We start from the raw sequence: 22,363 nt of genomic DNA, 5'->3' as shown, positions 1-22,363 counted from the left end.
GCGGACCGACCTCCTAACGGTCAGTCCGTTGAATCATAAAATCGATCCCATGGGAATCCCTGGCGACTCAACCCGACCCCAGAGCACTCTAGCAGCGCCGCCACCACGGCCTCGGGGGCATCCTCCAGGATCATGTGCCCGGCGCCGGGTACGCGGGCGGGGCGGTCCACGCCGAGCATGTCCGCGAGGTGGTCTCCCTGGGCGACGGGGATGAAGGTGTCGTCCTCTCCCCACAGCAGGTCCACCGGGCATCCAAGAGGCCCGTAGCGCAATTGCGCCTCGGCGATGGCGCGCTCGCTGGCCTGGGCGATCTGGCGGTAGAAGGCGGCCTGGCCGAGCGTGCCGCGCCAGGGCTGACCGTAGATCGCCACCGCCTCGTCGGACAGTGGCCGGGCCGCCGCCTGGCCGATGTAGGCGCGGAACAGCGCCTCGTGGGCATAGGGCGGCAGGCCGGCGAAGGCGGCCTCGTGGTGGCGCACGTGGGCGAAAAAGGGCGATCCCGACGGCAACACAGCCACGGCGTCCATCAGGGTCAGGCGGCCATAGCGCGCGCCGTCCATGACGTATCCGCGCAGGGCGGCCAGACCGCCGAAGTCGTGACCCACCACATGGGGGTGTTCCAATCCCCAATGCCGCAGCAGCGCCGTCAGCAGGGTGCTCTGCACGGCCGGGGAGACGTCCTGGCCGTCGTGCTTGTCCGACCGGCCGCAGCCGATCATGTCGAACCAGTAGACGGTGTGCCGGGTGGCCAGGGCGGGGGCCACGCGCCGCCATGCCTGGGCCGACCAGGGGAACCCATGCACCAGAACCAGCGGGTCTCCGTCGCCCATGCATCCCCAGGCGACGGCCTGCCCCTTGTGAACAAAGGTCTCTGTCATCGGCAGCATGGCACGCTCTCTCCATAACCGTTATTGACGATTTATAGGTTATAACCGGGAGATCTGGCCGACAACCGTTTTTTTGGGTAGAAAAGGTTGCAGCGGACGCGGGAGGGCCGTTTCGACATGCATGCCTGGCAACGCACGGGGTTTTTCGGGGGGCACGTGGCCCTGGACTTCGTGAATACGGTCAATGACGAGGGCAAGACGCGGGACCGCGACGCCTTGCCGGACTGGCCGATTGCCGTGGCCTGGGCGGTCGAAGCCGAGGTGATCACCACGACCGAGGCCGAGGCCCTGGCGGAGGTCTCCGACGCGGACCGGGCGCTCGGCGACCTGGTGGCCTTCCGCGAGGCCGTGTGGCGCCTGCTCAGCGCCGTGGCCGGGGACGCCGCTCCGGCGCCCGAGGATGCGCGGGCCGTCTCGGCGGTCATCGCCGGGGCCCATGGCCTGGCGGCGCTCGGCATCGAGTCGCGGGTCGCGCGCTGGCGGATCGGGCTGGACCGCGCCGGCGCCGACCTGATTCGCGCCCGTCTGGCGCTGACCCTGGCGGCCCTGCTGGCGAGCCCGGAACTGGCCCGCGTGCGGGAATGCGGGCGGTGCACCGGGCTCTACCTGGATCATGGGCGCGGTCGGGGCCGGCGCTGGTGCCGCATGAGCGGGTGCGGCAACCGGGCCAAGGCGGAGCGCTTCCGGGCGCGGGCGTAGCGGGCCGCCAGGACGATAGGGCGGCAATTCCGTTACGGATGCGACCGATGTACAGTCGCCGCCATCCAGCAGCGAGAGGGAGGGTCCGGTCATGACCGGCGCCCCGGTGTTCGCCAGGGACGGCGGCAAGGGCGACGTGCCCGCCTGAGAGCCTGGCGCCGGCCGTGCTCAGGTGTCTTCGGCGCGGGGCCGGCCATGGGTCTCGCGGGTCAGCAGGGCGGCGGTCACGGCGACGCCCTGCATGAGCACCAGCACCCAGACCGCGTCCTGGAAGGCCGCGGCCGAATAGACCCGCCGCCCGGCTTCCATCACCCCATCCCAGCCCTGGTCCAGCAGCCACCCCAGCAGCGGCTGGAAGATGGCGCCGCTCGACATGGCGAGCATGTTGACCACGCCCAGCGCGGCACCGGCCGCCCAGGCGGGATTGTGCTCGCGCCCGGCGGCGAAACACAACACCATGCCGCCGCCGAACACGCCATTGGCGACCAGCAGCACCGCCACCGCCTCGAACGGCAGGCCCGGCGCGTACAGGGCGGCGGCCAGGGTCAGAAGGGATCCGCTGGAGGCCAGCAGCATGACGCGCCGCCGCCGGCGCAGGCGGTCGGACAGCCAGCCCATCAGCGGCGCGCCGATGGCCCAGCCGATCATCATGGCCGAGGTGGCCAGCGCGGCGACCTCGCGCTCGACGCCATGGAGCCGTTCCAGGTAGGGCACGCCCCACAGGCCGGCGAAGGCCAGCATGGGAGAGGTAAGGGCCGCCCCATAGAGGCCGACGGTATAGGTTTGCGGATTGCGCAACACCCGGGCCAGTCCGGCCACCAGCCCCTTTCTGGGGGCTTCGGGCGTGGCCGGGTCCGGGCGCGCCAGGAAAGGCCCGTGGTCGCGCACGACCAGCGCGATCAGCGCCGCCAGCACCAGGGCCAGCGCGGCGGCGATCCCCAGGGCGCCGCGCCAGCCGACCTCGGCGATCAGCAACGCCAGGGGGGCCTGGCCGCCGACGCCACCGGCCATGCCCAGGGCCAGGGTCAGGCCGGAGATCATGGCGAAGCGCCCCGACGGGAACCAGCGCGAGATGATCAGAAGCGCCCCCACCCAGGTGAAGGCCACCGCGCCACCGATCATCAGGCGTCCGGCATAGGCCATCATCAGGCTGTCGGCCAGGGCGAACAGCGCGCTCCCGGCGCCGGCCAGGGCGCAACTGACCGCCAGCACCCGGCGCGGGCCGAATCGATCCAGGATCAGGCCCACCGGGATCTGGAGCCCCGCGTAGGTATAGAAGTACAGGCCCGACAGGGTGCCGGCCAGGGTCGCGCCCACGGCGAACTCGCGCATCAGCTCGTCCACCATGACGCTTGGGGACGTGCGCTGAAAGAACCCGTAGCAATAGAACAGGGCGCCGAGGCCCCACATGATCCAGGGTAGGGCGGGCGGCACCGGAGGCGAGCCCCGCCGGCTAGGCTGAGTTGTATCCATTGCCGTATAGTTGCCAGATTGGGGAGATCGGTCAAGCACCGGTAAGCGGGCGGGCCTCGGGCGTGAGCGCGCCCTGTGCCGGATCGGCGCCACCGGCCACCACCGCCCGCACGGGCGGCGGGACCGCCGTTCCGCTGGCAAGGCACTCGGCGCGCAGATCGCCGAGCAGGCGATCGACATCCTGCGGCGTCTGCTTGGCGTCACGCAGCAGCAGCGCCCCCAGTTGCAGGCTCGATTCCAGGGCCTCGGAGACACTGGCCGTGACCCCGTGGCGGGCCAGTTCGGCGGCGTGGACGGGATCGCGGGCGCGGGCGAACACCGGCACGTTGGGGCGAATACGACGCACCGCTGCGGCGGCGCGTTCGGCATGATCCGGCTGGTCCAGGGTGATGACCACGGCGCGGGCATCGTCCAGGCCGGCGCCCCGCAGCACATCGCCCCGGCTGGCGTCGCCGTAGTAGACGCGCTGACCGTCCCGGCGCGCGCGCGAGACACGGTCGGCCTGGAGGTCGAGGGCGTGGTAGGGGATGTCGGCGGCCTCCATCAGGCGGGCCACGGTCTGCCCGACGCGGCCGTACCCGGCGATGATGACCGGTCCCCCCGGCCCGGACGCCTCACCGGACGCGCCCCCTTGCGGCGCCAGCGCGCGCATGGCCCGGTCCGGCCGGCGCGGGATCAGCAGCGGCAGGGCCTTCACCATGAGCGGGGTCAACGCCATGGTGATCGACACGGTCAGGATCAGAATCTGCGCGGTGGCGCGGTCCAGCAGGCCGGTCGACGCCGCCAGGGTGAACAGCACGAATCCGAACTCGCCGCCCTGGCACAGCAGCACCGAGGCCCGGATGGCGTCGTCCCGGCCCAGGCCGAAGCGGCGTGTCAGTCCGTAGAGCAGGGTCACCTTGATCAGCAGCAGGCCGAGCACCAGCATGATCACCATCGGCCCCGCTGCCATGGCGGTGCCGAAGTCCATGCTCATGCCCACGGCCATGAAGAACAGGCCCAGCAGGAATCCGCGAAACGGCTCGATATCGGCGCGCACCTGGTGGCGGAATTCGGACTCGGCCAGCAGCAGGCCCGCCATGAAGGCGCCCATGGCCATGGACAGCCCCACCGCCTGCATCAGGTAGGCGACGCCGAGCACGATCAGCAGGCTCAGCGCGGCGAAGACCTCGTGGTTGCGTGCCCCGGCCACGGCGCGGAACAGGCCGCGCAACAGGAACCGGCCGCCCAGGATGACGCCTAGGATGGCGGCCACCGCCAGACCCACGTCGAGGGCGACCGCCTCCCAGCCCTCGCCGGCGTCGGAACTGGTCGACAGGATGGAGACCAGGGCCAGCAGCGGGACGACGGCCAGATCCTGCAACAGCAGAATGGAAAAAACGCTGCGGCCGTGGCGGGTGCCCAGCTCATTCCGGTCGGCGAGGATTTGCAGCACGATGGCGGTGGACGACAGCGCCAGACCGAAGCCGACGATCACCGCCGCTCCCGGGGCCAGCCCCCAGGTCCAGGCGATGCCGCCAAGCACCAGACCGGAGAGCATGACCTGGGCCGAGCCCAGGCCGAACACGTCCCGCCGCAACATCCACAGGCGCGCCGGCCGCAACTCGATCCCGATCAGGAACAGCAGGAAGACCACGCCCAGTTCGGCGAAGTGCAACAGGCCCTCGCCCTCGACGATCAGGCCCACGCCCCAGGGTCCGATCAACAACCCCGCCGTGAGGTAGCCCAGAACCGAGCCCAGGCCGAGGCGCTGGAAGATCGTGACGAACACGATGGCGCAGGCCAGCAAGGCCAGGATGTCGATCGCCGTGACATGAAGCACCCGTGTCGTCCTCCCGTTTCCGCGCCACCGGTCCGGTGAGCCCGGCGAACCCGCGTCGTCGTTCCCCCGAGTCTAACCGGCCGAGCAGAGCGGGACCAGACGGTTGACACGTCACGCGTGCTGCCGGCGTTCGGACGCACCGGGGGGCACCGCGCCCGAACCGGGTCGATCACCACGCCCTGGGCATGCCCATTGGCCGCGCCATGCACCCGCACGGCCGTCTTGGTGGCCGCCGTCCCATGATCCGCGACGGGGTGCGCGCCGCCCCTGGCCCATGGCACAGTGGGGACGCGCGCCGATCGTGTTACCGGATTCGGGAGGGCCTCGTGCGGACCAACACCTACATCGCCACCCTGTTCCCTTGGAACAAGCCGTCGCGCAAGGTCGCCCTGGCCAACCGCCTGCTGGAGACGCTGGGGGTGCGGGCGCGCCTCGTGGAGCCGCTGGACTCCTGGCACGACATGACCAACCAGGACCAGCGCATCAACATCTATCATCTGGTCAGCCAGGTGTTGCGCGCCGGCGTGCCGGGGGCGTTCGTGGAACTGGGCTGCTTCGTGGGCGAGACGGCGGCCATGATCCAGACGATCAATCAGGACGAGGGGCAGCCCCCCCGGCCGATGCATCTGTATGACAGCTTCGCGGTGCCGTTCTATCTGGACCGGCCGGTGCGCGCGGTCCTGGAGGAGAACTTCCGGGCGCGCCACCTGCCCGTGCCAGAGGTGCACGCGGGGGCCTTCGACGAGACGCTGCCCGACGCCCTGCCGGACACCATCGCCTTCGCCCACATCGATTGCGGCTTCGGTGGCGATCCGGACGATCATGCCCGTGTCGTCCGCCGATGCCTGGAGCATGTCTATCCCCGCCTGGCGTCCGGCGCGGCGCTGCTGCTGATGGACTACGCGGCGCCGGAGATCTGGCCGTGCGTGGACGTGAATCCGGGCGTGCGCCGGGCGGCCGACCCGTTCTTCGCCGACCGGCCCGAAACCGTGCGGATCCTCTACGCCGGCGAGGCCGCGCAGGGCGTGGTATTCAAGGTCTGAGGGGTGGCGGCGCGGTGCGTCAATCGTCGCCCGATCCGGCCGGACCGGGCTGGGCCGCGCGGCCGACGCGACGAACGCGCCAGGACAACGCGCGGCCGGCTTTCATGGTCCGCACGGCCAGGGCCGTGGCCAGGATCACAAGGGCGATACTCAGGATGTCGAAGACAAGGAGATACAGAAGGAAGACCCAATTGACGTCCAGGTCCGCCAGCGCCTGGACCCAAGGGTGTTCATGAAACGCAAGCCCCCCGCGCACGACCTTCAGATAGTACACGATCACGATCTGTAGGCTGAAAGCGATCAGGCTGTTCTGCCCGATCATCACAAGGACCTTCCTGCACCGCAACCACGGCCGCAGTGTCGGCAGGATCAGCGAAAACAGCAGAAAGACACAGAGGATGTTCAGCAGGCGGCCGATCTCCAGCCGGTCCCGATGGAACAGCGCGTGGCGGAGGGAGACGCTGCCGACATCGATCACGTTCCAGCGGATACAGAAGAACAGAACGGCCAGCACGGCCGCCAGGCCGTACACCCACGCCGGCAGGGACACCACGCGCCCCTGCATGTGAAACAGGCCGAGCGACAGACCCAGGGTGAACACGGCCTGCCAGTAGAGGGGCTTCAACAGCGCGCTTTCGCCCCAGGGGTGAAGCTCTTGCGGAATGATGTCGGACGCCAGCCAGACGGACAGGCCGATCAGCGCCACCAGACCCGGTGACTTCAAACAAAAGATCAAAAGGAAACCGGCCATCACCAGAAATAATATGTATAATGGGATGATATTGAAATATACGCTTAATTCAGTCAGAAGTGCAGCCGACAGAAATGTTTCCAGGTTGGCTATGCCTTCGTGAAGATGTTCGACATACGGCAATAAAAATATAGTGCCGCCAATTACGACCGTGACCGAAGCGATGTGCCAGATGTATATTTGTATGACTCGATAGAATATTCGTCGAATCCCGACCAGTATCCCATGCTTCAGGATCGCGCCGCCGTATGCCCTCGCGACAATGTACCCGGAAATGAAAAGAAACCCCGGGAGCACGGTCACGAAGCCGAACGTCTGCCACGTGAGCTTCACGATAAGCCCATGCATGTGGTCGACCGTCAGAATGACAATGAAGATGCCCCTGATGGCGTCCAGCGCGAGATCCCGACGCGTCGTGTCCGAGGGGTTCGCGTGCGGAGAAGGCTGTCCGGACCATCGCGACGAGCGCAGCACCATGTCGTGTTTCGCTTCCGATCAAGCATGCCGCATGGGGTGTGACCAGCGCTTTCCAGACAAGCGCTCGGACCGGTTTGGTCCCCCTGGTTCCGGCGGCCGTATGATGGTGGTGTTCCTTGGACAAGGCACGCGCCCCAGGACGCGCCAGCCCGAAACAGGGGGGTAACCCTTCGCTCGGATCGAGGTCGCGTACACGCGCCTCGCGACAAAGACCACAGATATCCTTCGTCTTGATGATCCTGTCGAGTCCGATCGTCATGCGATCGGGCCGTTTCGCCGGATCGCATGACGATGTCGTGGAGAACCTTCCGTGGTGTCCGCGCGGGCACGGACGGGGCCCCGTCGCCCCGTCCGCCGGCGCCACCGGTCTAGACGGCCACCTTGGGAAGCGTGGCCAGCGACGCGTCGAGCGCCGCCTGATCGAACGGCGTGTCGGTCATCTTGCCGCCGAAGTAGTCGGTGTACGCCTGCATGTCGAAATGCCCGTGGCCGGACAGATTGAACAGGATGGTATCGGCCTTGCCCTCGGCCTTGCAGCGCAGGGCCTCGTCCATGACCGCCTTGATGGCGTGCGAGGATTCCGGCGCGGGCACGATGCCCTCGTTGCGGGCGAACGTCACGGCGGCGGCGAAGCACTCGGTCTGCTGGTAGGAGCGGGCCTCCATCAGCCCCTTTTCCATGGCCAGGCTGACCATGGGCGCCATGCCGTGATAGCGCAGGCCGCCCGCGTGCGTGCCCGGCGGCATGAAGCCGGAGCCGAGGGTATGCATCCGCACCAGCGGGGTCAGCTTGCCGGTGTCGCCGAAGTCATAGGCCACCGCGCCCTTGGTGAGCGTCGGGCAAGACGTGGGCTCGACACCGATGCAGCGGACCGCCTTGCCTTTCAGTTTCTCGCGCATGTAGGGGAAGGCCAGGCCGGCGAAGTTGGAGCCACCACCCACACACCCGATGACGATGTCCGGGTCGGCGTCGGCCATCTCCATCTGCATCATGGCCTCTTCGCCGATGATGGTCTGGTGCAGGCAGACGTGGTTCATCACGCTGCCCAAGGCGTACTTGGTGTCGTCGCGGCTGGCGGCGATTTCCACGGCCTCGGAGATGGCGATACCCAGGGAGCCGTTGGAGTCGGGGTTGGCCTCCAGGATGGCGCGGCCGGCGGCGGTCTCGGAGGACGGGCTGGCGATGCAGGTGGCGCCATAGGTCTCCATCAGCGCCCGGCGGTAGGGCTTCTGATTGAAGGAGATCTTCACCATGTAGACCCGCACGTCGAGATCGAACAGGTCACCGGCGAAGGCGAGCGAACTGCCCCACTGCCCCGCGCCGGTCTCGGTCACCAGCCGTTTCACACCGTCCTGCTGGTTGTAGAACGCCTGGGCGATGGCCGAGTTGGGCTTGTGGCTGCCGGCGGGGCTGACGCCCTCGTACTTGAAGAAGATGCGCGCGGGGGTATCCAGGGCCTTTTCCAGCCGTCGGGCGCGGATCAACGGCGACGGTCGCCACAGGCGGTAGACCTCGCGGACCGGTTGGGGGATGTCGATCCAGCGCTCGGTGCTCATTTCCTGCTCGACGACGCCCGTCGCGAACAACCGCGTCAGGTCGTCCGGCCCCATCGGCTGGCCCGTGCCGGGGTTGACCGGTGGGGCGGGTGCCTCCAGGTCGGCGGCCAGATTGTACCAGGCCTTGGGCAGGTGCTCTTCATCAAGCAGGTACTTGGTGCTCTCACTCATCTTGGCGGCTCCCCCTGGTGCTCTGATCCAGACAAACAATGCCGTCTGCACGCGTTTGTCTGGATCAGGGCCCTCAATTCAAGATCATGTGCAACGACCCAGGCCATCAGGGATGAGCCCTTGGCGGCGTCGCCGCACCGGGTGCGGTTCATGGCCGGTGGCGTGGCCTGTGACGGGCGCAGGGACCGGCCGCGCCGTTCTACTCCCCGGATCGGGGCCATGCCAAGGGGGAGCGGACGAGGCGAGGCCCGGGGCGGCCTACCGGCGGCCGGTTCCTCACGGGAGCGCGGCGGGGGGCATACGATCCGGATCACGGCACGATCAGAATATCGTGCGTCTTGGTCATGAGGGCGTAGCCGGGCAGATCCTCGCCGAAGAAGAAGGACCGGTTGCGATGGGGTCGGCCGAACAGCAGCAGGTCCGGCGCCTTGTCCCGGCAGAGGCGGTCCAGCGCCTCGGGACCGGAGCCGATCACGCCCTGCACCCGGCCGCGGTCCCGGAAGCCGGGCAGGGCCTCCAGGCGACGCAGGAAGGGTGCGAACCAGTCCGTCATGTGGTCGTGCACACCGCTGTCGTCGTCGACGGTGGTGTCCTCGGACCGCGCGCCGGACGTGGGCAAGTCGATCGCGTGAAACGCCACGACCCTCGCTTCCGGACAGGTCGTCAGGGCGAAGGCCAGGGCCCGCATGGCCTCGGGGTGCTCATCAAGGCCGGCCAGGGCGAGGCCATAGGGCCCCCTGTAGGGTGTCTTGACGACCAGGACCGGGACGGAGGCGCCACGAACGACGCGCTGGACTGTTGACGAGAGCACATAGTCCTGAAGCTTGGGCTCCCGGCGTCCCCCCAGAACGATCATGTCATGATTAACGGATCTCTCGTTGATGATATCACAGTCATGCCCGGACATCACTTCTATCCGGTAGTAGATGCCCTGTGACTCTGGCATGTACATGATCTGTTGTCGCAGGTGGATATGGACGTCTTCCTTTATCCTCTTGAGGATATCTTTTGGATACGTGTCCTCCACGACGTGAAGAATCGTCACCAGCCCTTGCCCTCTGGAGACCAGGCGGAACGCGCGCACCAGGGCCCGGTCGCCACGCGCGGACAGGTCCGTGGCCACGAGGCAGCGCAGATAGGGTTCGGGATCGTCGTACAGCGGGTCGGGTGTGGTCATCGCTCGGCCTCCGGGACACCCCCCATGTCCAGGAAACGGAATGCATCGTCCCTGGTGTCCCGTGTCAGCTTGGCCACCGCGTGACGCGCGGCGTCGGCGAACGGCAACAGCACCAGATCAGCGCCGTGACCCCTGTATGTGATGACTTCCGAGGGTTGTTGAGCGGTGACCGCGATCTGTCCGGGGTATCCCTGATCCTTCAGGGTCTTCAACAGGGTCAGCACGGTGTTGGTGCCGGCCGCGCCCTCCTGGCGGACCCGGAAGGCGCTGATGATCCATTGCTTCGGACGCAGGGGCAGGTCCCGGATGAACTCCGGATCGGTGACGTCTCCGAACAGGACCGGGTGTCCCTGCTTGCGGGCCTGCCGGACCATCTGGGGATCGAAGTCGATGCTCAACACGGTCCACCCCTCCTGACGCAGCCCCCGCGCGATGTTGCTGCCGAACCGGCCAAGCCCGATGACGATGGCGTCGAAGGTCTGGTTTTCGGACAGCCGGTCCTCAAGGGCCTGTTCCTGCACCGGATTGTGTCGCTCGAACAGCCCCAGCAGGGGGTCGAGGCGCGCGTACAGGGCCTGGGAATAGATGATCATGTAGGTGGACAGGCCGATGGTGATCAGGCCGACCAGGGTGATGAGCCCCACGTGCTCCAGCCCGATGTGTCCCAGCGACAGGCCCAGGGCGGCGAAGATCAGGGAAAACTCGCTGATCTGCGCCACGGTCAGCCCGGCCAGGAACCCGGTCCGCTTGCGATAGCCCATCACCCCCATCAGGATCAGCACGATCACAGGATTGCCGATCAGGACGAACAGGGACAGCCACACGGCCGGCCACATCTGGGCTCCGATCAGGCCCATCTCCAGGCCGCTTCCCAGGTGAATGAAGAAGAACAGCAACAGGAAGTCCCGCAGGCTGACCAGACGCGCGCCAATCGCCTCGCGATAATGCGTGGAGGCCAGGCTGACCCCGGCCAGGAAGGCGCCCATTTCCTTGCTGAAGCCCATCGTCTCGCTCAATGACGCCAGGGTGACGGCCCAGGTCACCGCGAACAGCACGAGCAACTCCGGGGAGTGGGCCAGCCGGCGCAGCACCCGGTCGGCCAGGAGACGCATGAACACGGCGATGCCGGCCAGGAACAGCCCCCCTTTCAGCACCACCAGGACCCAGGCCAGGATCACGGAGCGGTCCCCGTCGCCGTCGCCAACGCCCATCGACGACAGGCCGATCATGACCAGCACCACGACGATGTCCTGCACGATCAGGAAGCCGAGCGCGACCCGGCCGTGCAGGGCATCGATCTCGCCCTTGTCGGATAACAGCTTGACGACGATGATGGTGGACGAGAACGTCAGGGCCACGGCGATGTAGGCGCTGGGCAGGGGCTCGAATCCCAGGCCCAGGCACATCACGAAGCCGATCACGGAGGTGAACAGCACCTGGCCGAGCCCGGTGACCAGGGCGACCCGCCCTACGGTTCGGATGAGGCCGAGATCCAGCTTCAGGCCGACGACGAAGAGAAGAAGGGCGATGCCGAATTCGGCCAGGACGGCGATTTGTTCCTCGGAATGCACCAGCCCGAACACCGAATGCCCGGCGAGGATACCGGCGGCCAGGAACGAGACGATCAGGGGCTGGTGAAGAAACAGGCCGACGGCGGCAATGACCGTTGAAAACAAGAGGATGACCGCCAGTTCAATGAAGACATTCTCTGCAAAAAGAGACTCGATCATTGGATGGCACCTCTCTTGGTCGAAAAGGGTGTCGGCATTCCCCCTGCCTCTGCGCCCCATGGTTGGCGCGCGAGTCCCTGCCCGCGTCAAAGTCGCATGACCCGGACGTTGGGCATGCGACGTGACCGTTCGATCCATCTTGGATCGCGGTGGACCCCCTGACAACTGAAGCCGGTCCTTCCGCGCCCGAAATCGGTCGAACCCATGACGCAAGCGCGCGGAAACCCAACACCCGCCGCGCGGGTGACGGGTGTTGCACGTTTCAGGCCCTTGCGCAGCGACGCCTTCAAGGGAGTCCCCCTTGAAGGCGTCGCTGCGCAAGACGTTGTTTTTAGTGCACTTTCGATCCAAACAAGAGAATGCGGACTGCATCTTTCGTCTGGATCAGTGCCTTAGTCGCTGTCCGCCAGCGCGTCCCTGGGATCGGCCCGGCGGACATCGCTGGGGAACAGCTTCATCATCCACAGCAGCAGCACCAGCCCGGGCACGGCTGCGAGCGTGGTGATCAGGAAGTAGCTGACCCAGTCCACGTGATCCGCCAGCCAGCCGCCGCCCGCCGAGAAGAAGGTGCGCGCGAAGCTCATCAGGCTGGAGACCAGGGCGTATTGCGTGGCCGTGTAGGCGATGTTGCACAGCGACGACAGATAGGCGACGAAGGCCGCCGTGCCCATGCCGCCGGTCAGGTTCTCGACGCTGATGGTGACCACCAGCCAGCCCACGTCCGCGCCCACATAGGCCTGCCATGCGAACACCAGGTTGGAGGCCGCCTGCGCGATGCCGCAGATCAGCAGCGCCTTGAGGAGCCCGGCACGGGCCACCAGTACCCCCCCGGCCAGACCGCCGATGATGGTCATGACCACGCCGTAGCCCTTGGAGATCACGCCCACCTCGGTCTTGGTGAAGCCGATGTCCTCGTAGAACGGCATGGCCATGATACCCAACAGCGCGTCGCCGTACTTGTAGAGCGCGATGAACACGAGGATCAGGATCCAGTGGCGTCGCGTCATGAAGTCCACGAACGGGCAGACCACCGCGCCGTACAGGAATCCCAGGGTGTCGCGGGCCCACGCGGGCATGTGAGCGCGCCGCGCCAGGAAGGCATCGACCCGCGTCTCTTCCCGCCGCGCGGAGGCGGTGGCGGCGGCGCGGTCGGGCTCGGGGCTCAGAAGGACGGTGGTCATGCCCACGGCCATGAGCCCACCCATGGCCGCATAGGCCCAGAACCAGCCGGCCATGTCGGCGATGATCAGCGCCCCGCCGCTGGCCGCCACCATGCCGATGCGATAGCCCAGCACGATGGTCCCGGCGCCGGCGCCCAGTTGGTGTTCCTCCAGGCTTTCCACGCGGTAAGCGTCAATGACGATGTCCTGCGTGGCCGAGGCGAAGGCCAGCAGCACCGCCCACACCGCGGTCCACCACAGGTCGGTGGTCGGGTCGGTGGCCCCCAGCCCCAGCATGCAGCCGATGACCAGCGCCTGCGCGGCGATCAGCCAGCCCCGCCGCTGCCCCAGCCAGGTCGTCAGCGGCGGCAGCGCCAGCCGGTCCACCAGCGGCGACCACAGGAACTTGAAGCCGTAGGCGGTGCTGGCGAAGGCGAACAGACCGATGGCGGTCTTGGAGACCTCGGCCTCCGCCAGCCAGTAGGAGAGGGTGGAGAACACCAGCAGCAGGGGGAGGCCACTGGAGAAGCCCAGGAACAGCACCCGAATGACGCGGATGTCGCGGTAGACGGCGAGGCTGCTCCACCAGTCGCGGACGGCGGCGGTCGTGGGAGGGGTCACGGTCGGGCGTCTCTCAGCCAGAAGGATCGGCCGGCGCGCAGGCGCCGGCGCCGCGAAAGCGACGACACGCCGTGACCCGGGACGTCACGGGGCACGGGGGACAGATCAAAACACCAGGGGCCATCATCCGGGGCGAGGCGGCGCGTGGCAAGCGGAGCTTCGGCGGTGCGACCGTGACGGGCTCCGGCCAACCCCGGCCACGGGGCGGTGTTTCGGGGGAGAGTCGTCGCCCCCCTCAGGGACTCAGGATGAGGGGTGCCGATTGTGACCTTGCGTGATCCTGACGGCGCGAGGCCCCCGACGGATCTCCATCTCCGGGTCCCTCGCCCCCGGTCAACCGGCGCCCGTTGCCCCGCGCCCCGCCCTTGCCCCGGCGACTCGCTGTGTTACAAAGGCGGCGTCCCGTCGCGGGGGCGCGAACAAGAGCCCAACGCCATGTGCCGCGCCGCCTCGCCCCGTGGCGGGACGCCCGGCTTGCGTCTCCGTCGATCCGGGTCGGTTCCGCATCGTATGCTGTCGTTCGTTCCAAGGAGAGGATCCGCCATGTTCCAGGGCTCGTTGACCGCCCTCATCACGCCGTTCGCCGCCGATGGGTCGGTGGACGCCGACGCGTTCCAGGCGTTCGTGGACTGGCAGATCAAAGAGGGCTCGAACGGCGTGATCCCCGTGGGCACGACGGGCGAGTCCCCGACCCTGACCCACGAGGAGCACAAGCGGGTCGTGGAGTTGTGCGTGGAGGCGGTGGGCGGCCGCGTGCCGGTGATCGCCGGGGCGGGGTCCAACGCCACCCATGAGGCCATGGACTTCGCCCGCCATGCCAAGAGCGCCGGGGCGGACGCCGCCCTGGTGGTCACGCCCTACTACAACAAGCCCAGTCAGGAGGGCCTGTACCAGCACTACAAGGCCATCCACGACGCCGCCGACATTCCCATCATCATCTACAACATCCCCGGCCGGTCCGTGGTGGACATGTCGGTCGCGACCATGGCGCGTCTGGCCAAGCTGCCCAATATCGTCGGCGTCAAGGACTCCACCAACGATCTGGCGCGTCCGCTGGCGACACGCCTGGAGATCGGCCCGGACTTCTGCCTGCTGTCGGGCGAGGACGCCACGGCGGCCGCTTTCCTGGCCCAGGGCGGGCACGGCTGTATCTCGGTGACCTCGAACGTGGCGCCGGCCCTGTGCGCGCAGATGCACGCGGCCTGGCGGGCCGGGGACCTGGCGACCTTCGCCACCGTGCGGGATCGCCTGATGCCCCTGCATCAGGTCCTGTTCACCGATACCAGCCCGGGGCCGGTGAAGGCGGCCGCCGCGCTGCTGGGCAAGTGCGCGCCCACCACGCGCCTGCCGCTGGTGCCGATCTCGGACGCCACCCGGGACTCCGTGGAAGCGGTGCTCCGCCGGGTGGGGGTGCTGGGCTGACGCCAGTGACCGGTCGGGGCCCGCGGGCGGGACGATGGGGGCGGGCCGCGCTGGCGGCTTGCGCCCGCGTGGCCTCGCGGCCTATACCAGCGCGACCATGAGCAAGGACAAGACACCACGCGGCTCCGGCATGATCGCCACCGGACGGGTCGCCGAGAACCGACGGGCACGGCACGAGTATGCCGTCCATGAGACCTTCGAGGCCGGCATGATCTTGCACGGCACCGAGGTCAAGTCGTTGCGCCTGGGCCGCGCCAACATCAGCGAGTCCTATGCCGGCGGCAAGCAGGACGAGTTGTTTCTGTTCAATTGCCATATCCCCGAGTACGGCAACGCCCGGCACTTCACTCACGAACCCCGACGGCCCCGCAAGCTGTTGATGCACAAGCGCGAGGTGCGCCGGCTGCTGGGCGCGGTCAGCCGCGAGGGGATGACGCTGGTGCCGCTGTCGCTGTACTTCAACAGCCGGGGCATCGCCAAGTTGCAACTCGGCCTGGCCAAGGGCAAGAAGACGGTCGACAAGCGCGAAAGCGTCAAGCAACGCGACTGGAACCGCCAGAAGGCGCGGATTCTCAGGGACAAGGGGTAGGTGGGAGGGCGCCGGGGCGGACGTCCAGGCTGATCCGGACGGGGCGGTTGTCCGTAAGACCGGTCAACCAAGACTGACCGGCGTGTCCCGAGAGGGGGCGGCCGGTCGCCGCCACGGAGGAACCGACTCATGTCCCATCCGTCCCTCGGCCGTCGCCTCGGGGGGCTGGCGTCCGCCGCCCTGACCGCCGTCGGCCTCGGCGCCGCCCAGCCGGATACGGCGAGCGCCGCCGGGCAGACCGCCCACGACTTCAGCTTCACCAGCATCGACGGCGAGGATCTGCCCTTCCGCCAGTTTGCCGGCAAGGCGGTGCTGGTCGTCAACACCGCGTCGTTCTGTGGCCTGACGCGGCAATACGACGGCTTGCAGGCGATTTGGGAGCGTTATGAGGCGCGCGGCCTGGTGGTGCTGGGGGTGCCGTCGAACGACTTCGGCAGCCAGGAACCGAACACCGAGGACCGCATCAAGACGTTCTGCTCGACCAAGTTCAACGTCTCGTTTCCCATGACGTCCAAGGTGCGGGTCATCGGGGCCGCCGCCCATCCCTTCTATGCCTGGGCGCGGGAGCAGGTGGGCGTCGTGGGGTCGCCGAAGTGGAACTTCCACAAGTATCTGGTCGGCCCGGACGGTCGCCTGCTGGACTGGTTCTCGTCCACGACGGGGCCGGAGTCCGGCAAGCTGACCAAGGCCATCGAGGAGGCGCTTCCGCGGCCGGCGACCGACTGAGGCGACGCCAGATCATGCCGTGCCGGCCATGGCCTCGACGCAGGTGTCCAGCACGGCCCGGAACATGGCCGGCGTGAGCCGTCCCGTGTTCTGGTTGTAGCGAGAGCAATGGTAGCTGTCGATCAGGACCCGCCCGTCGGGCAGTGCGTGACGGGTGCCATGGGCAAAGGGGTGGGCGGCCAGACGCAGGCCCAGGGTGCGCAGCACGGCATCGTGGGCCAGCCGCCCCAGCGCCAGCAGAACCACCAGCCGGGGCATGGCCGCCAGTTCCGCCACCAGGAACGGGCGGCAGGTGGCCTGCTCCTTTGGAGTCGGTTTGTTCTCCGGCGGCACGCAGCGGACCGCGTTGGTGATGCGCGTGTCCACCATGGTCAGGCCGTCGTCCGGCCGGGCCTCGTAGGTGCCCGAGGCGAGACCGTGGTCGAGCAGGGTCCGGTACAGCAGGTCCCCGGCGAAGTCCCCCGTGAAGGGACGTCCCGTGCGATTGGCGCCCCGCAGGCCCGGGGCCAGACCCACCACCAGCAACCGCGCCGACCCCGGCCCGAAGGATGGCACCGGGGCGTTGAACCAGTCGGGATGGTCGGCGGCGGCGGCGCGCCGGAACGCGGCCAGCCGGGGGCACAGCGCGCAGTCGGACGCCGGCATCGGGGCGTCGGGCGAACCTTGGTGGATGGGCATGGTCACGCGGCCCCGCCCGCCGTCAGCGTCATCGCGGGGTGGTGTCCACGTCCTGGCTGCTCAGAACCTGTTGCGAGCCGGTGTCCCGCGGCTCGCGGCGCTCGCCACGCGGCTCCCTGGGTTCCCGGGGCTCCCGCTGGACCCGGCAGATGCTGGGCTCCAGGTCCTGCAATTCCTGGAAGTTGTCGGCCTGGCGGCGCAGTTCGTCGGCCACCATGGGGGGCTGGGACCGAACCGTACTGACGACGGTCACGCGGACACCCTTGCGCTGTACCGCCTCCACCAGGCGGCGGAAGTCGCCATCGCCCGAGAACAGAACGATGTGGTCCAGGTGCTGGGCCATCTCCATGACATCGATGGCCAGTTCGATGTCCATGTTGCCCTTGATCTTGCGGCGACCCATGGCATCGGTGAACTCCTTGGTCGGCTTGGTGACCATGGTGTAGCCATTGTAATCCAGCCAGTCGACCAGGGGGCGAATCGGAGAATACTCCTGGTCCTCGACCAGGGCCGTGTAGTAAAAGGCGCGGATCAGTCGGCCTTTCGCCGCGAACAGGTCGAGCAGACGTTTATAATCGATGTCGAAACCCAACGCGCGTGCGGCTGCATACAGATTGGCCCCGTCGATGAAGAGACCGATCCGCTCCTGAGGATAGAAAATCATGCGATGATGTCCCTATATCGCGATCCGCCGGTAATGCTGATGTGGACCATCTTGGTACAGTCAATGCATACACGGACAATGATCGAGAAATACTCGTGAGAAAAGTGCCGGTTGCTCGCTGAATGACCAGCCCGACATATTTGAAGCTAGGGCTTTCCCAGCCGTTGCGCAAGCGCGAAAGCCGCGCGGTTACACAGGGAGCGGATGACGGTGACGCGTCCCTCGCGTGGCGCAGGCCCGCGTGTCCGCCCGTTCCGTCCGTTCCATCCGGGAGTGCGCCATGATCCTCGTCGCCCTTGGCGCCAACCTGCCCGGCCCGGCCGGCCCGCCCCGCGACACGCTGGCCGCCGCCCTGGCGCGCCTGCCGGCCATGGGCGTGACGGTGGCGCGCCGCTCGCCCTGGTACCGAAGCGCTCCGGTGCCCCCCTCGGACCAGCCCTGGTTCGTGAACGGCGTGGCCGAGGTGCGTTTCGACGGACCGCCGGAGGCCCTCATGGACCGCCTGCACATGGTTGAGGCCGACTTCGGACGGCGCCGCGACGGTACCCTGAATGCCGCCCGCGCCCTGGACCTGGACCTGCTGGACGTCGACGGCATGACGCGCGCCGCCGGTCCGGTGTTGCCCCATCCCCGCCTGCACCAGCGTGCGTTCGTGCTGCTGCCGCTGGCGGACGTGGCGCCCGCGTGGCGCCACCCCATCCTGGGCCAGTCGGTGACCGCGTTGATCGCCGCCCTGGGCCCGCTCGACGGCATCATGCGGGACCCGGACGATACGGGGGGGGCCGTTGCGCCACCGCCTATCCCACCGTCACCGGCACCTTGACCCCGGTTTCCAGGGCGAGGTCGATCAGCCGCAACAGCACGTCCGGCTCCTGGGCGCCAGCCACGGCATAGGCGTGGTCGAAGATGAAGGTCGGCACCCCGGCCACACCCATGGCATGGGCGCGGCTGTTGGCCGCCATCACCTCGACGACACCGCTGGATGTTCCCAGTTCGGCCTCCAGCCGCTCGGCGCACAAACCGGCCTCGGAAGCCAGGCGCCGCAGGATCCGGCGATCGCCGATGTCCTCGCCATGCTGGAAGTAGGCCCGGAACACCGTATCCAGCAGGCGTCCCGCCAACGGTCCCTGTCCGGCGGCCAGCAGCAGCCGATGGCTGTCCACCGAGTTGGGCATGCGGCGGATGGCCTCGAAATTGAAGGCGATTCCGGCCGAGCGTCCGGCCAGGGTCACCGCGTCCAGCACCCGCCGCGCCCGATGGGCGCCGCCGAACTTGCGGTCCAGGTACAGGCGCCGGTCGATGCCCCCCGCCGGCATGTCGGGATTGAGCAGGAAGGGATGGTGGCGCACCTCGACCGCCAGACCCGGGCGCTGGGCGAGCGCCTGGTCAAGCCGACGCTGACCGACGAAGCACCAGGGGCACACGGTGTCGAAGACGATGTCTATGCGCATGGTGTCCATCCGCTGACACGATCATTACGGGCGATCAAAATGAAACACCCGCGCGTCCATCCTGACGCAAACCAAGCGTGTCCGGGAGCACAAATACTGTCGCGCGGCCGACGTGGGTCCGGAGCAACATGCCCCGCTCCGGTCGACTCGCGGTGGTCCTCGTGCAGAGACGCATTCAAGGGAGTCCCCCTTGAATGCAAACGTCGCTGCACAAAACGTTGTTTCTAGGGCACTTCCGATCCAGACAAAAGAATGCGGACTGCATCTATTGTCTGGATCAGTGCACTAGCGCTGCCCGGGACCGTTCAGGAGGCGGGCCACCTCCACCGCCGCGTACGTGAAGATGGCGCAGGCGCCCGCCCGCTTGAACGCCAACAGGCTTTCCAGGAGCGCTTTGTCATTGTCCAGCCAGCCGTTGGCCGCCGCCGCCTTGATCATCGCATACTCGCCGCTGACCTGGTAGACGAGTGTCGGCACGGCAAAGGTCTCCTGCACCCGCTGCACGATGTCCAGGTAGGGCAGGCCGGGCTTGACCATGATGGAGTCGGCGCCTTCCTCCAGATCCATGGCGACCTCGCGCAGGGCTTCGTCGCTGTTGGCCGGATCCATCTGGTAGGTCTTCTTGTCTCCCTTCAGCGCGCCGTCGGATCCCAGGGCATCCCGGAACGGGCCGTAGAAGGCGGAGGCATATTTGGGGCCGTAACTCATGATCTGGACGATGTCATGACCCGCGGCTTCCAGCGCGTCGCGGATGATGCCGATGCGTCCGTCCATCATGTCCGACGGCGCGATCACGTCGGCGCCCGCCTCGGCCTGCACCAGGCTCTGGCGGACCAGCATGTCCACGGTCTCGTCGTTGACGATGACGCCATCGCGGACGATGCCGTCATGACCGTCGGAATTGTAGGGATCCAGGGCCACGTCGCAGAACAGGCCGACGTCCGGATGCGCGGTCTTCAGCGCCCGGATGGTCCGGCACATCAGGTTGTCCGGATTGGCGGCCTCGCGCCCGTCCGGGGTCTTCAGCGCCGGGTCGACGCACGGGAACACGGCCAGGGCCTTGACGCCGAGCGCCGACGCTTCCCCCGCCGCGTCCACCAGACGGTCGATGCTCAGCCGCTCGACCCCTGGCATCGAGGGCACGTCCTGACAGCATCCCTTGCCGTCCACCACGAACACCGGCCAGATCAGGTCGGTGACACTCAGGGTGTTTTCGGCGACCAGGTTACGCGACCAGGCGGCGCCCCGCAGGCGCCGCATCCGGGTTCTGGGGAACCGTCCGGTTCCATTCACGACCGCTAGTCCACTCACGACGTCTCCAATGCCTGGCTAAGGTCGGCGATAATGTCGTCGGGATGCTCGATTCCAATCGACAAACGGACATAGCCCGGTGAGACGCCAGATGCAAGCTGGTCTTCTGGCGACAATTGCGAGTGTGTCGTGGTCGCCGGATGTATCGCCAAGGTGCGGGCGTCGCCAATGTTGGCGACGTGATAAATCATCTTCAATGCTTCTATGAAGCGACGCCCGGCGTCGGCCCCGCCGTCGATCTCGAATCCCACCAGCGCGCCGTAGCCCCCCTTGAGCACCGAGTCGGCGCGGCGCCGTGCCTCGCCGTCCTGGAGGCTGGGATGGATCACGCGGGCGGCCTTCGGATGGTCGCGCAGGAAGCGACTGACGATGGTGGCGTTCTCGCAGTGCTGGCGCATGCGCAGGGGCAGGGTCTCCAGGCCCTGGATGATCTGGAAGGCATTGAACGGGCTGAGCGCCGCGCCGATGTCGCGCAGCAGGACGACGCGCATGCGCAGCAGGAAGGCGACGGGCCCCAGCGGCTTGGCCGCCTGGCTCCAGACCGCGCCGTGGTAGCTGTCATCGGGCTGGTTCAAGGTGGGGAAGCGTTCGCCCCAGGCCTCCCAGTCGAAGGTGCCGCCGTCGACGACCACGCCGCCGATGCTGGTGCCGTGGCCTCCCAGGTACTTGGTGGCCGAGTACATGACCACCGCCGCGCCATGATCCAGCGGTCGGCAGAGCACCGGCGCGGCGGTGTTGTCCATGATCAGCGGAATGCCCAGCTCGCGGCCGATGGCCGCCACCTCGGCGATGGGAAACACGTTCAGCTTCGGGTTGGGCAGGGTCTCGGCGTAGAACAGGCGCGTGCGATCGTCCACGGCGCGGCGGAACGCCTCCGGATCGGTCGGATCGACGAAGCGGGCCTCGATTCCCATCTGCCGCAGGGTGTTGGCGAACAGATTCCAGGTGCCGCCGTACAGGTCGGTCGAGGTGACGATGTTGTCGCCCGCCTTGCACAGGTTGAGAACACAGTAGGTGCTGGCCGCCTGCCCGGAGGCGAGCGCCAGGGCCGCCGCGCCCCCGTCCAGCGCCGCCACCCGCCGCTCGAACACGTCCCAGGTGGGATTCATCATGCGTGTGTAGATGTTTCCCAGGTCCTTCAACGCGAACAGGTTGGCCGCGTGTTCGGTGCTGTCGAACTGATAGGACGTGGTCTGGTGGATGGGCACGGTCACGCCGTGGCTGCCCGGGTCGGTGCGGAATCCGGCGTGCACCGCCAGGGTTTCGGGATGGTGCGAGGACAGGACCAAAGGACGCCTCCGTCGGATAGGGATCGTGAGTCACGGAACGGGCAGGATCAAACCATCGTGGAGTCGATGACTCGAACGCAGGTCAAATACGCCTTCATTTTGGTAAAATGTCAAATTATGCAGATTCAATTCGTGAAAATACCCCGCCGCCATCAACTCGGAGTTTGGTGACGGTGACGCCATCGGTTCCAACGGTCAAGGGCCGGCGCCAGGACGCTTTCATAGACCAGCCCGGCCGCCGGCCGGATCCCGGGCCGCGTGACCAGCCAGGCCAGCCACCGATACCGGGGCAGGCGGCGCCACACCTGGACGAAGGCGTCCACCCCGGCGTGCAGGTGGCCGGTCTCGTCGATGGCGTACAGCCGGCGGGTGGCGGCCCGGGCATTGATCCCGTGCGCCGACAGGGCGCCCCGTCCCGCGCTGACATCATGCCAGCCGAGCCCGAGGCCGGCGCGCGCGTCGATGCGCCGGTAGTGGTTGATCTCGGTACGGCAGACCGGGCAGGCGCCGTTGTAGAAAACGGTGAGGTCGGCGCCGGAGCCGGGATCGGCCGCGACGCCGGGCGGCGTGTCGCGCGCGGGCGTGGTCGTCGTCATGGGGCGCATATGGGCGCGCGGGGGTCCCTCGGAAAGGGACCCCCGGGGGACCTCCCCGGGGGTCCTCCAT

General features: G+C 67.7%; 20 protein-coding genes. 6 read left to right on the top strand and 14 right to left on the bottom strand.

Annotated features, from left to right (window positions below):
- Window positions 1–20: 20 nt before the first annotated feature.
- Entirely contained in the window at window positions 21–887 is an 867-nt protein-coding gene (locus GGD89_RS16495) for an alpha/beta fold hydrolase (protein WP_184047491.1), read from the bottom strand.
- Between the two features lie 117 nt (window positions 888–1,004).
- On the opposite strand from GGD89_RS16495, the gene GGD89_RS16490 reads away from it, so the two are divergent.
- Window positions 1,005–1,586: a CGNR zinc finger domain-containing protein gene (locus tag GGD89_RS16490; RefSeq protein ID WP_184047488.1), complete on the top strand. Its 582-nt coding sequence runs from the start codon at window positions 1,005–1,007 to the stop codon at window positions 1,584–1,586.
- A 168-nt stretch (window positions 1,587–1,754) separates the two neighbouring features.
- Here GGD89_RS16490 and GGD89_RS16485 read toward each other — a convergent pair whose 3' ends face one another.
- On the bottom strand, window positions 1,755–3,020 hold the full coding sequence (locus GGD89_RS16485; RefSeq protein WP_184047486.1) for an MFS transporter: 1,266 nt from the start codon (window positions 3,018–3,020) through the stop codon (window positions 1,755–1,757).
- A 70-nt stretch (window positions 3,021–3,090) separates the two neighbouring features.
- On the bottom strand, window positions 3,091–4,881 hold the full coding sequence (locus GGD89_RS16480; RefSeq protein WP_184047483.1) for a monovalent cation:proton antiporter-2 (CPA2) family protein: 1,791 nt from the start codon (window positions 4,879–4,881) through the stop codon (window positions 3,091–3,093).
- A gap of 326 nt (window positions 4,882–5,207) precedes the next feature.
- Here GGD89_RS16480 and GGD89_RS16475 point away from each other — a divergent pair, with 326 nt between their 5' ends.
- Window positions 5,208–5,924, top strand: a complete 717-nt coding sequence (locus GGD89_RS16475; RefSeq protein ID WP_184047480.1) for a TylF/MycF/NovP-related O-methyltransferase — start codon at window positions 5,208–5,210, stop codon at window positions 5,922–5,924.
- Between the two features lie 19 nt (window positions 5,925–5,943).
- Here the strand turns inward: GGD89_RS16475 and opgC are convergent, their stop codons facing one another.
- The 5 genes from opgC to GGD89_RS16450 all read right to left on the bottom strand — a co-directional run bounded on the left by opgC (window position 5,944) and on the right by GGD89_RS16450 (window position 13,567).
- A complete protein-coding gene (opgC, locus tag GGD89_RS16470; protein WP_184047477.1) occupies window positions 5,944–7,152 on the bottom strand; it encodes an OpgC domain-containing protein in 1,209 nt (402 codons plus the stop codon).
- A 368-nt stretch (window positions 7,153–7,520) separates the two neighbouring features.
- On the bottom strand, window positions 7,521–8,879 hold the full coding sequence (locus GGD89_RS16465) for a TrpB-like pyridoxal phosphate-dependent enzyme (RefSeq protein WP_184047474.1): 1,359 nt from the start codon (window positions 8,877–8,879) through the stop codon (window positions 7,521–7,523).
- Window positions 8,880–9,189: 310 nt separating this feature from the next.
- Window positions 9,190–10,056, bottom strand: a complete 867-nt coding sequence (locus GGD89_RS16460) for a universal stress protein (protein WP_184047471.1) — start codon at window positions 10,054–10,056, stop codon at window positions 9,190–9,192.
- The gene (locus GGD89_RS16455) at window positions 10,053–11,786 is read right to left on the bottom strand and encodes a cation:proton antiporter (RefSeq protein WP_184047468.1); all 1,734 of its coding nucleotides are present in this window, start codon (window positions 11,784–11,786) and stop codon (window positions 10,053–10,055) included. The genes GGD89_RS16460 and GGD89_RS16455 overlap by 4 nt, the downstream gene beginning before the upstream one ends.
- A 392-nt stretch (window positions 11,787–12,178) precedes the next feature.
- Window positions 12,179–13,567: an AmpG family muropeptide MFS transporter gene (locus GGD89_RS16450; protein WP_184047465.1), complete on the bottom strand. Its 1,389-nt coding sequence runs from the start codon at window positions 13,565–13,567 to the stop codon at window positions 12,179–12,181.
- 543 nt (window positions 13,568–14,110) lie between these two features.
- On the opposite strand from GGD89_RS16450, the gene dapA reads away from it, so the two are divergent.
- From dapA to GGD89_RS16435, 3 genes are all read left to right on the top strand, one after another.
- The gene (dapA, locus tag GGD89_RS16445; RefSeq protein WP_184047462.1) at window positions 14,111–14,989 is read left to right on the top strand and encodes a 4-hydroxy-tetrahydrodipicolinate synthase; all 879 of its coding nucleotides are present in this window, start codon (window positions 14,111–14,113) and stop codon (window positions 14,987–14,989) included.
- 97 nt (window positions 14,990–15,086) lie between these two features.
- Window positions 15,087–15,578: an SsrA-binding protein SmpB gene (gene smpB / locus GGD89_RS16440; protein WP_246423178.1), complete on the top strand. Its 492-nt coding sequence runs from the start codon at window positions 15,087–15,089 to the stop codon at window positions 15,576–15,578.
- A gap of 129 nt (window positions 15,579–15,707) precedes the next feature.
- A complete protein-coding gene (locus GGD89_RS16435) occupies window positions 15,708–16,304 on the top strand; it encodes a glutathione peroxidase (protein ID WP_184047459.1) in 597 nt (198 codons plus the stop codon).
- A gap of 12 nt (window positions 16,305–16,316) precedes the next feature.
- On the opposite strand, the gene GGD89_RS16430 is transcribed toward GGD89_RS16435, so the two are convergent.
- Together GGD89_RS16430 and GGD89_RS16425 are read right to left on the bottom strand one after the other, a co-directional pair.
- Window positions 16,317–16,982, bottom strand: coding sequence for a uracil-DNA glycosylase (locus GGD89_RS16430; protein ID WP_184047456.1), 666 nt, complete (start codon window positions 16,980–16,982; stop codon window positions 16,317–16,319).
- 28 nt (window positions 16,983–17,010) lie between these two features.
- Window positions 17,011–17,646, bottom strand: a complete 636-nt coding sequence (locus tag GGD89_RS16425) for a LabA-like NYN domain-containing protein (protein WP_184047452.1) — start codon at window positions 17,644–17,646, stop codon at window positions 17,011–17,013.
- Between the two features lie 280 nt (window positions 17,647–17,926).
- On the opposite strand from GGD89_RS16425, the gene folK reads away from it, so the two are divergent.
- Window positions 17,927–18,469, top strand: a complete 543-nt coding sequence (gene folK / locus GGD89_RS16420) for a 2-amino-4-hydroxy-6-hydroxymethyldihydropteridine diphosphokinase (RefSeq protein WP_184047449.1) — start codon at window positions 17,927–17,929, stop codon at window positions 18,467–18,469.
- Here folK and GGD89_RS16415 read toward each other — a convergent pair.
- From GGD89_RS16415 to GGD89_RS16400, 4 genes are all read right to left on the bottom strand, one after another.
- Entirely contained in the window at window positions 18,444–19,097 is a 654-nt protein-coding gene (locus tag GGD89_RS16415) for a DsbA family oxidoreductase (RefSeq protein WP_184047446.1), read from the bottom strand. The two genes, folK and GGD89_RS16415, sit on opposite strands and share 26 nt — an antisense overlap.
- A 285-nt stretch (window positions 19,098–19,382) precedes the next feature.
- On the bottom strand, window positions 19,383–20,390 hold the full coding sequence (gene hemB / locus GGD89_RS16410; RefSeq protein WP_343058632.1) for a porphobilinogen synthase: 1,008 nt from the start codon (window positions 20,388–20,390) through the stop codon (window positions 19,383–19,385).
- A 14-nt stretch (window positions 20,391–20,404) separates the two neighbouring features.
- Window positions 20,405–21,691 (bottom strand): O-acetylhomoserine aminocarboxypropyltransferase/cysteine synthase family protein, encoded by a 1,287-nt coding sequence (locus tag GGD89_RS16405; protein WP_425503050.1) that lies wholly within the window; start codon window positions 21,689–21,691, stop codon window positions 20,405–20,407.
- 158 nt (window positions 21,692–21,849) lie between these two features.
- Entirely contained in the window at window positions 21,850–22,293 is a 444-nt protein-coding gene (locus GGD89_RS16400; protein ID WP_184047440.1) for a thiol-disulfide oxidoreductase DCC family protein, read from the bottom strand.
- Window positions 22,294–22,363 lie beyond the last annotated feature (70 nt).

It is taken from the genome of Roseospira visakhapatnamensis (genome assembly GCF_014197915.1).
GTDB classification, from domain to species: Bacteria; Pseudomonadota; Alphaproteobacteria; order Rhodospirillales; family Rhodospirillaceae; genus Rhodospira; species Rhodospira visakhapatnamensis.
The sequence above is the reverse complement of the archived record's forward strand: the minus strand, read 5'-3'. Positions and strand labels throughout refer to the sequence as shown.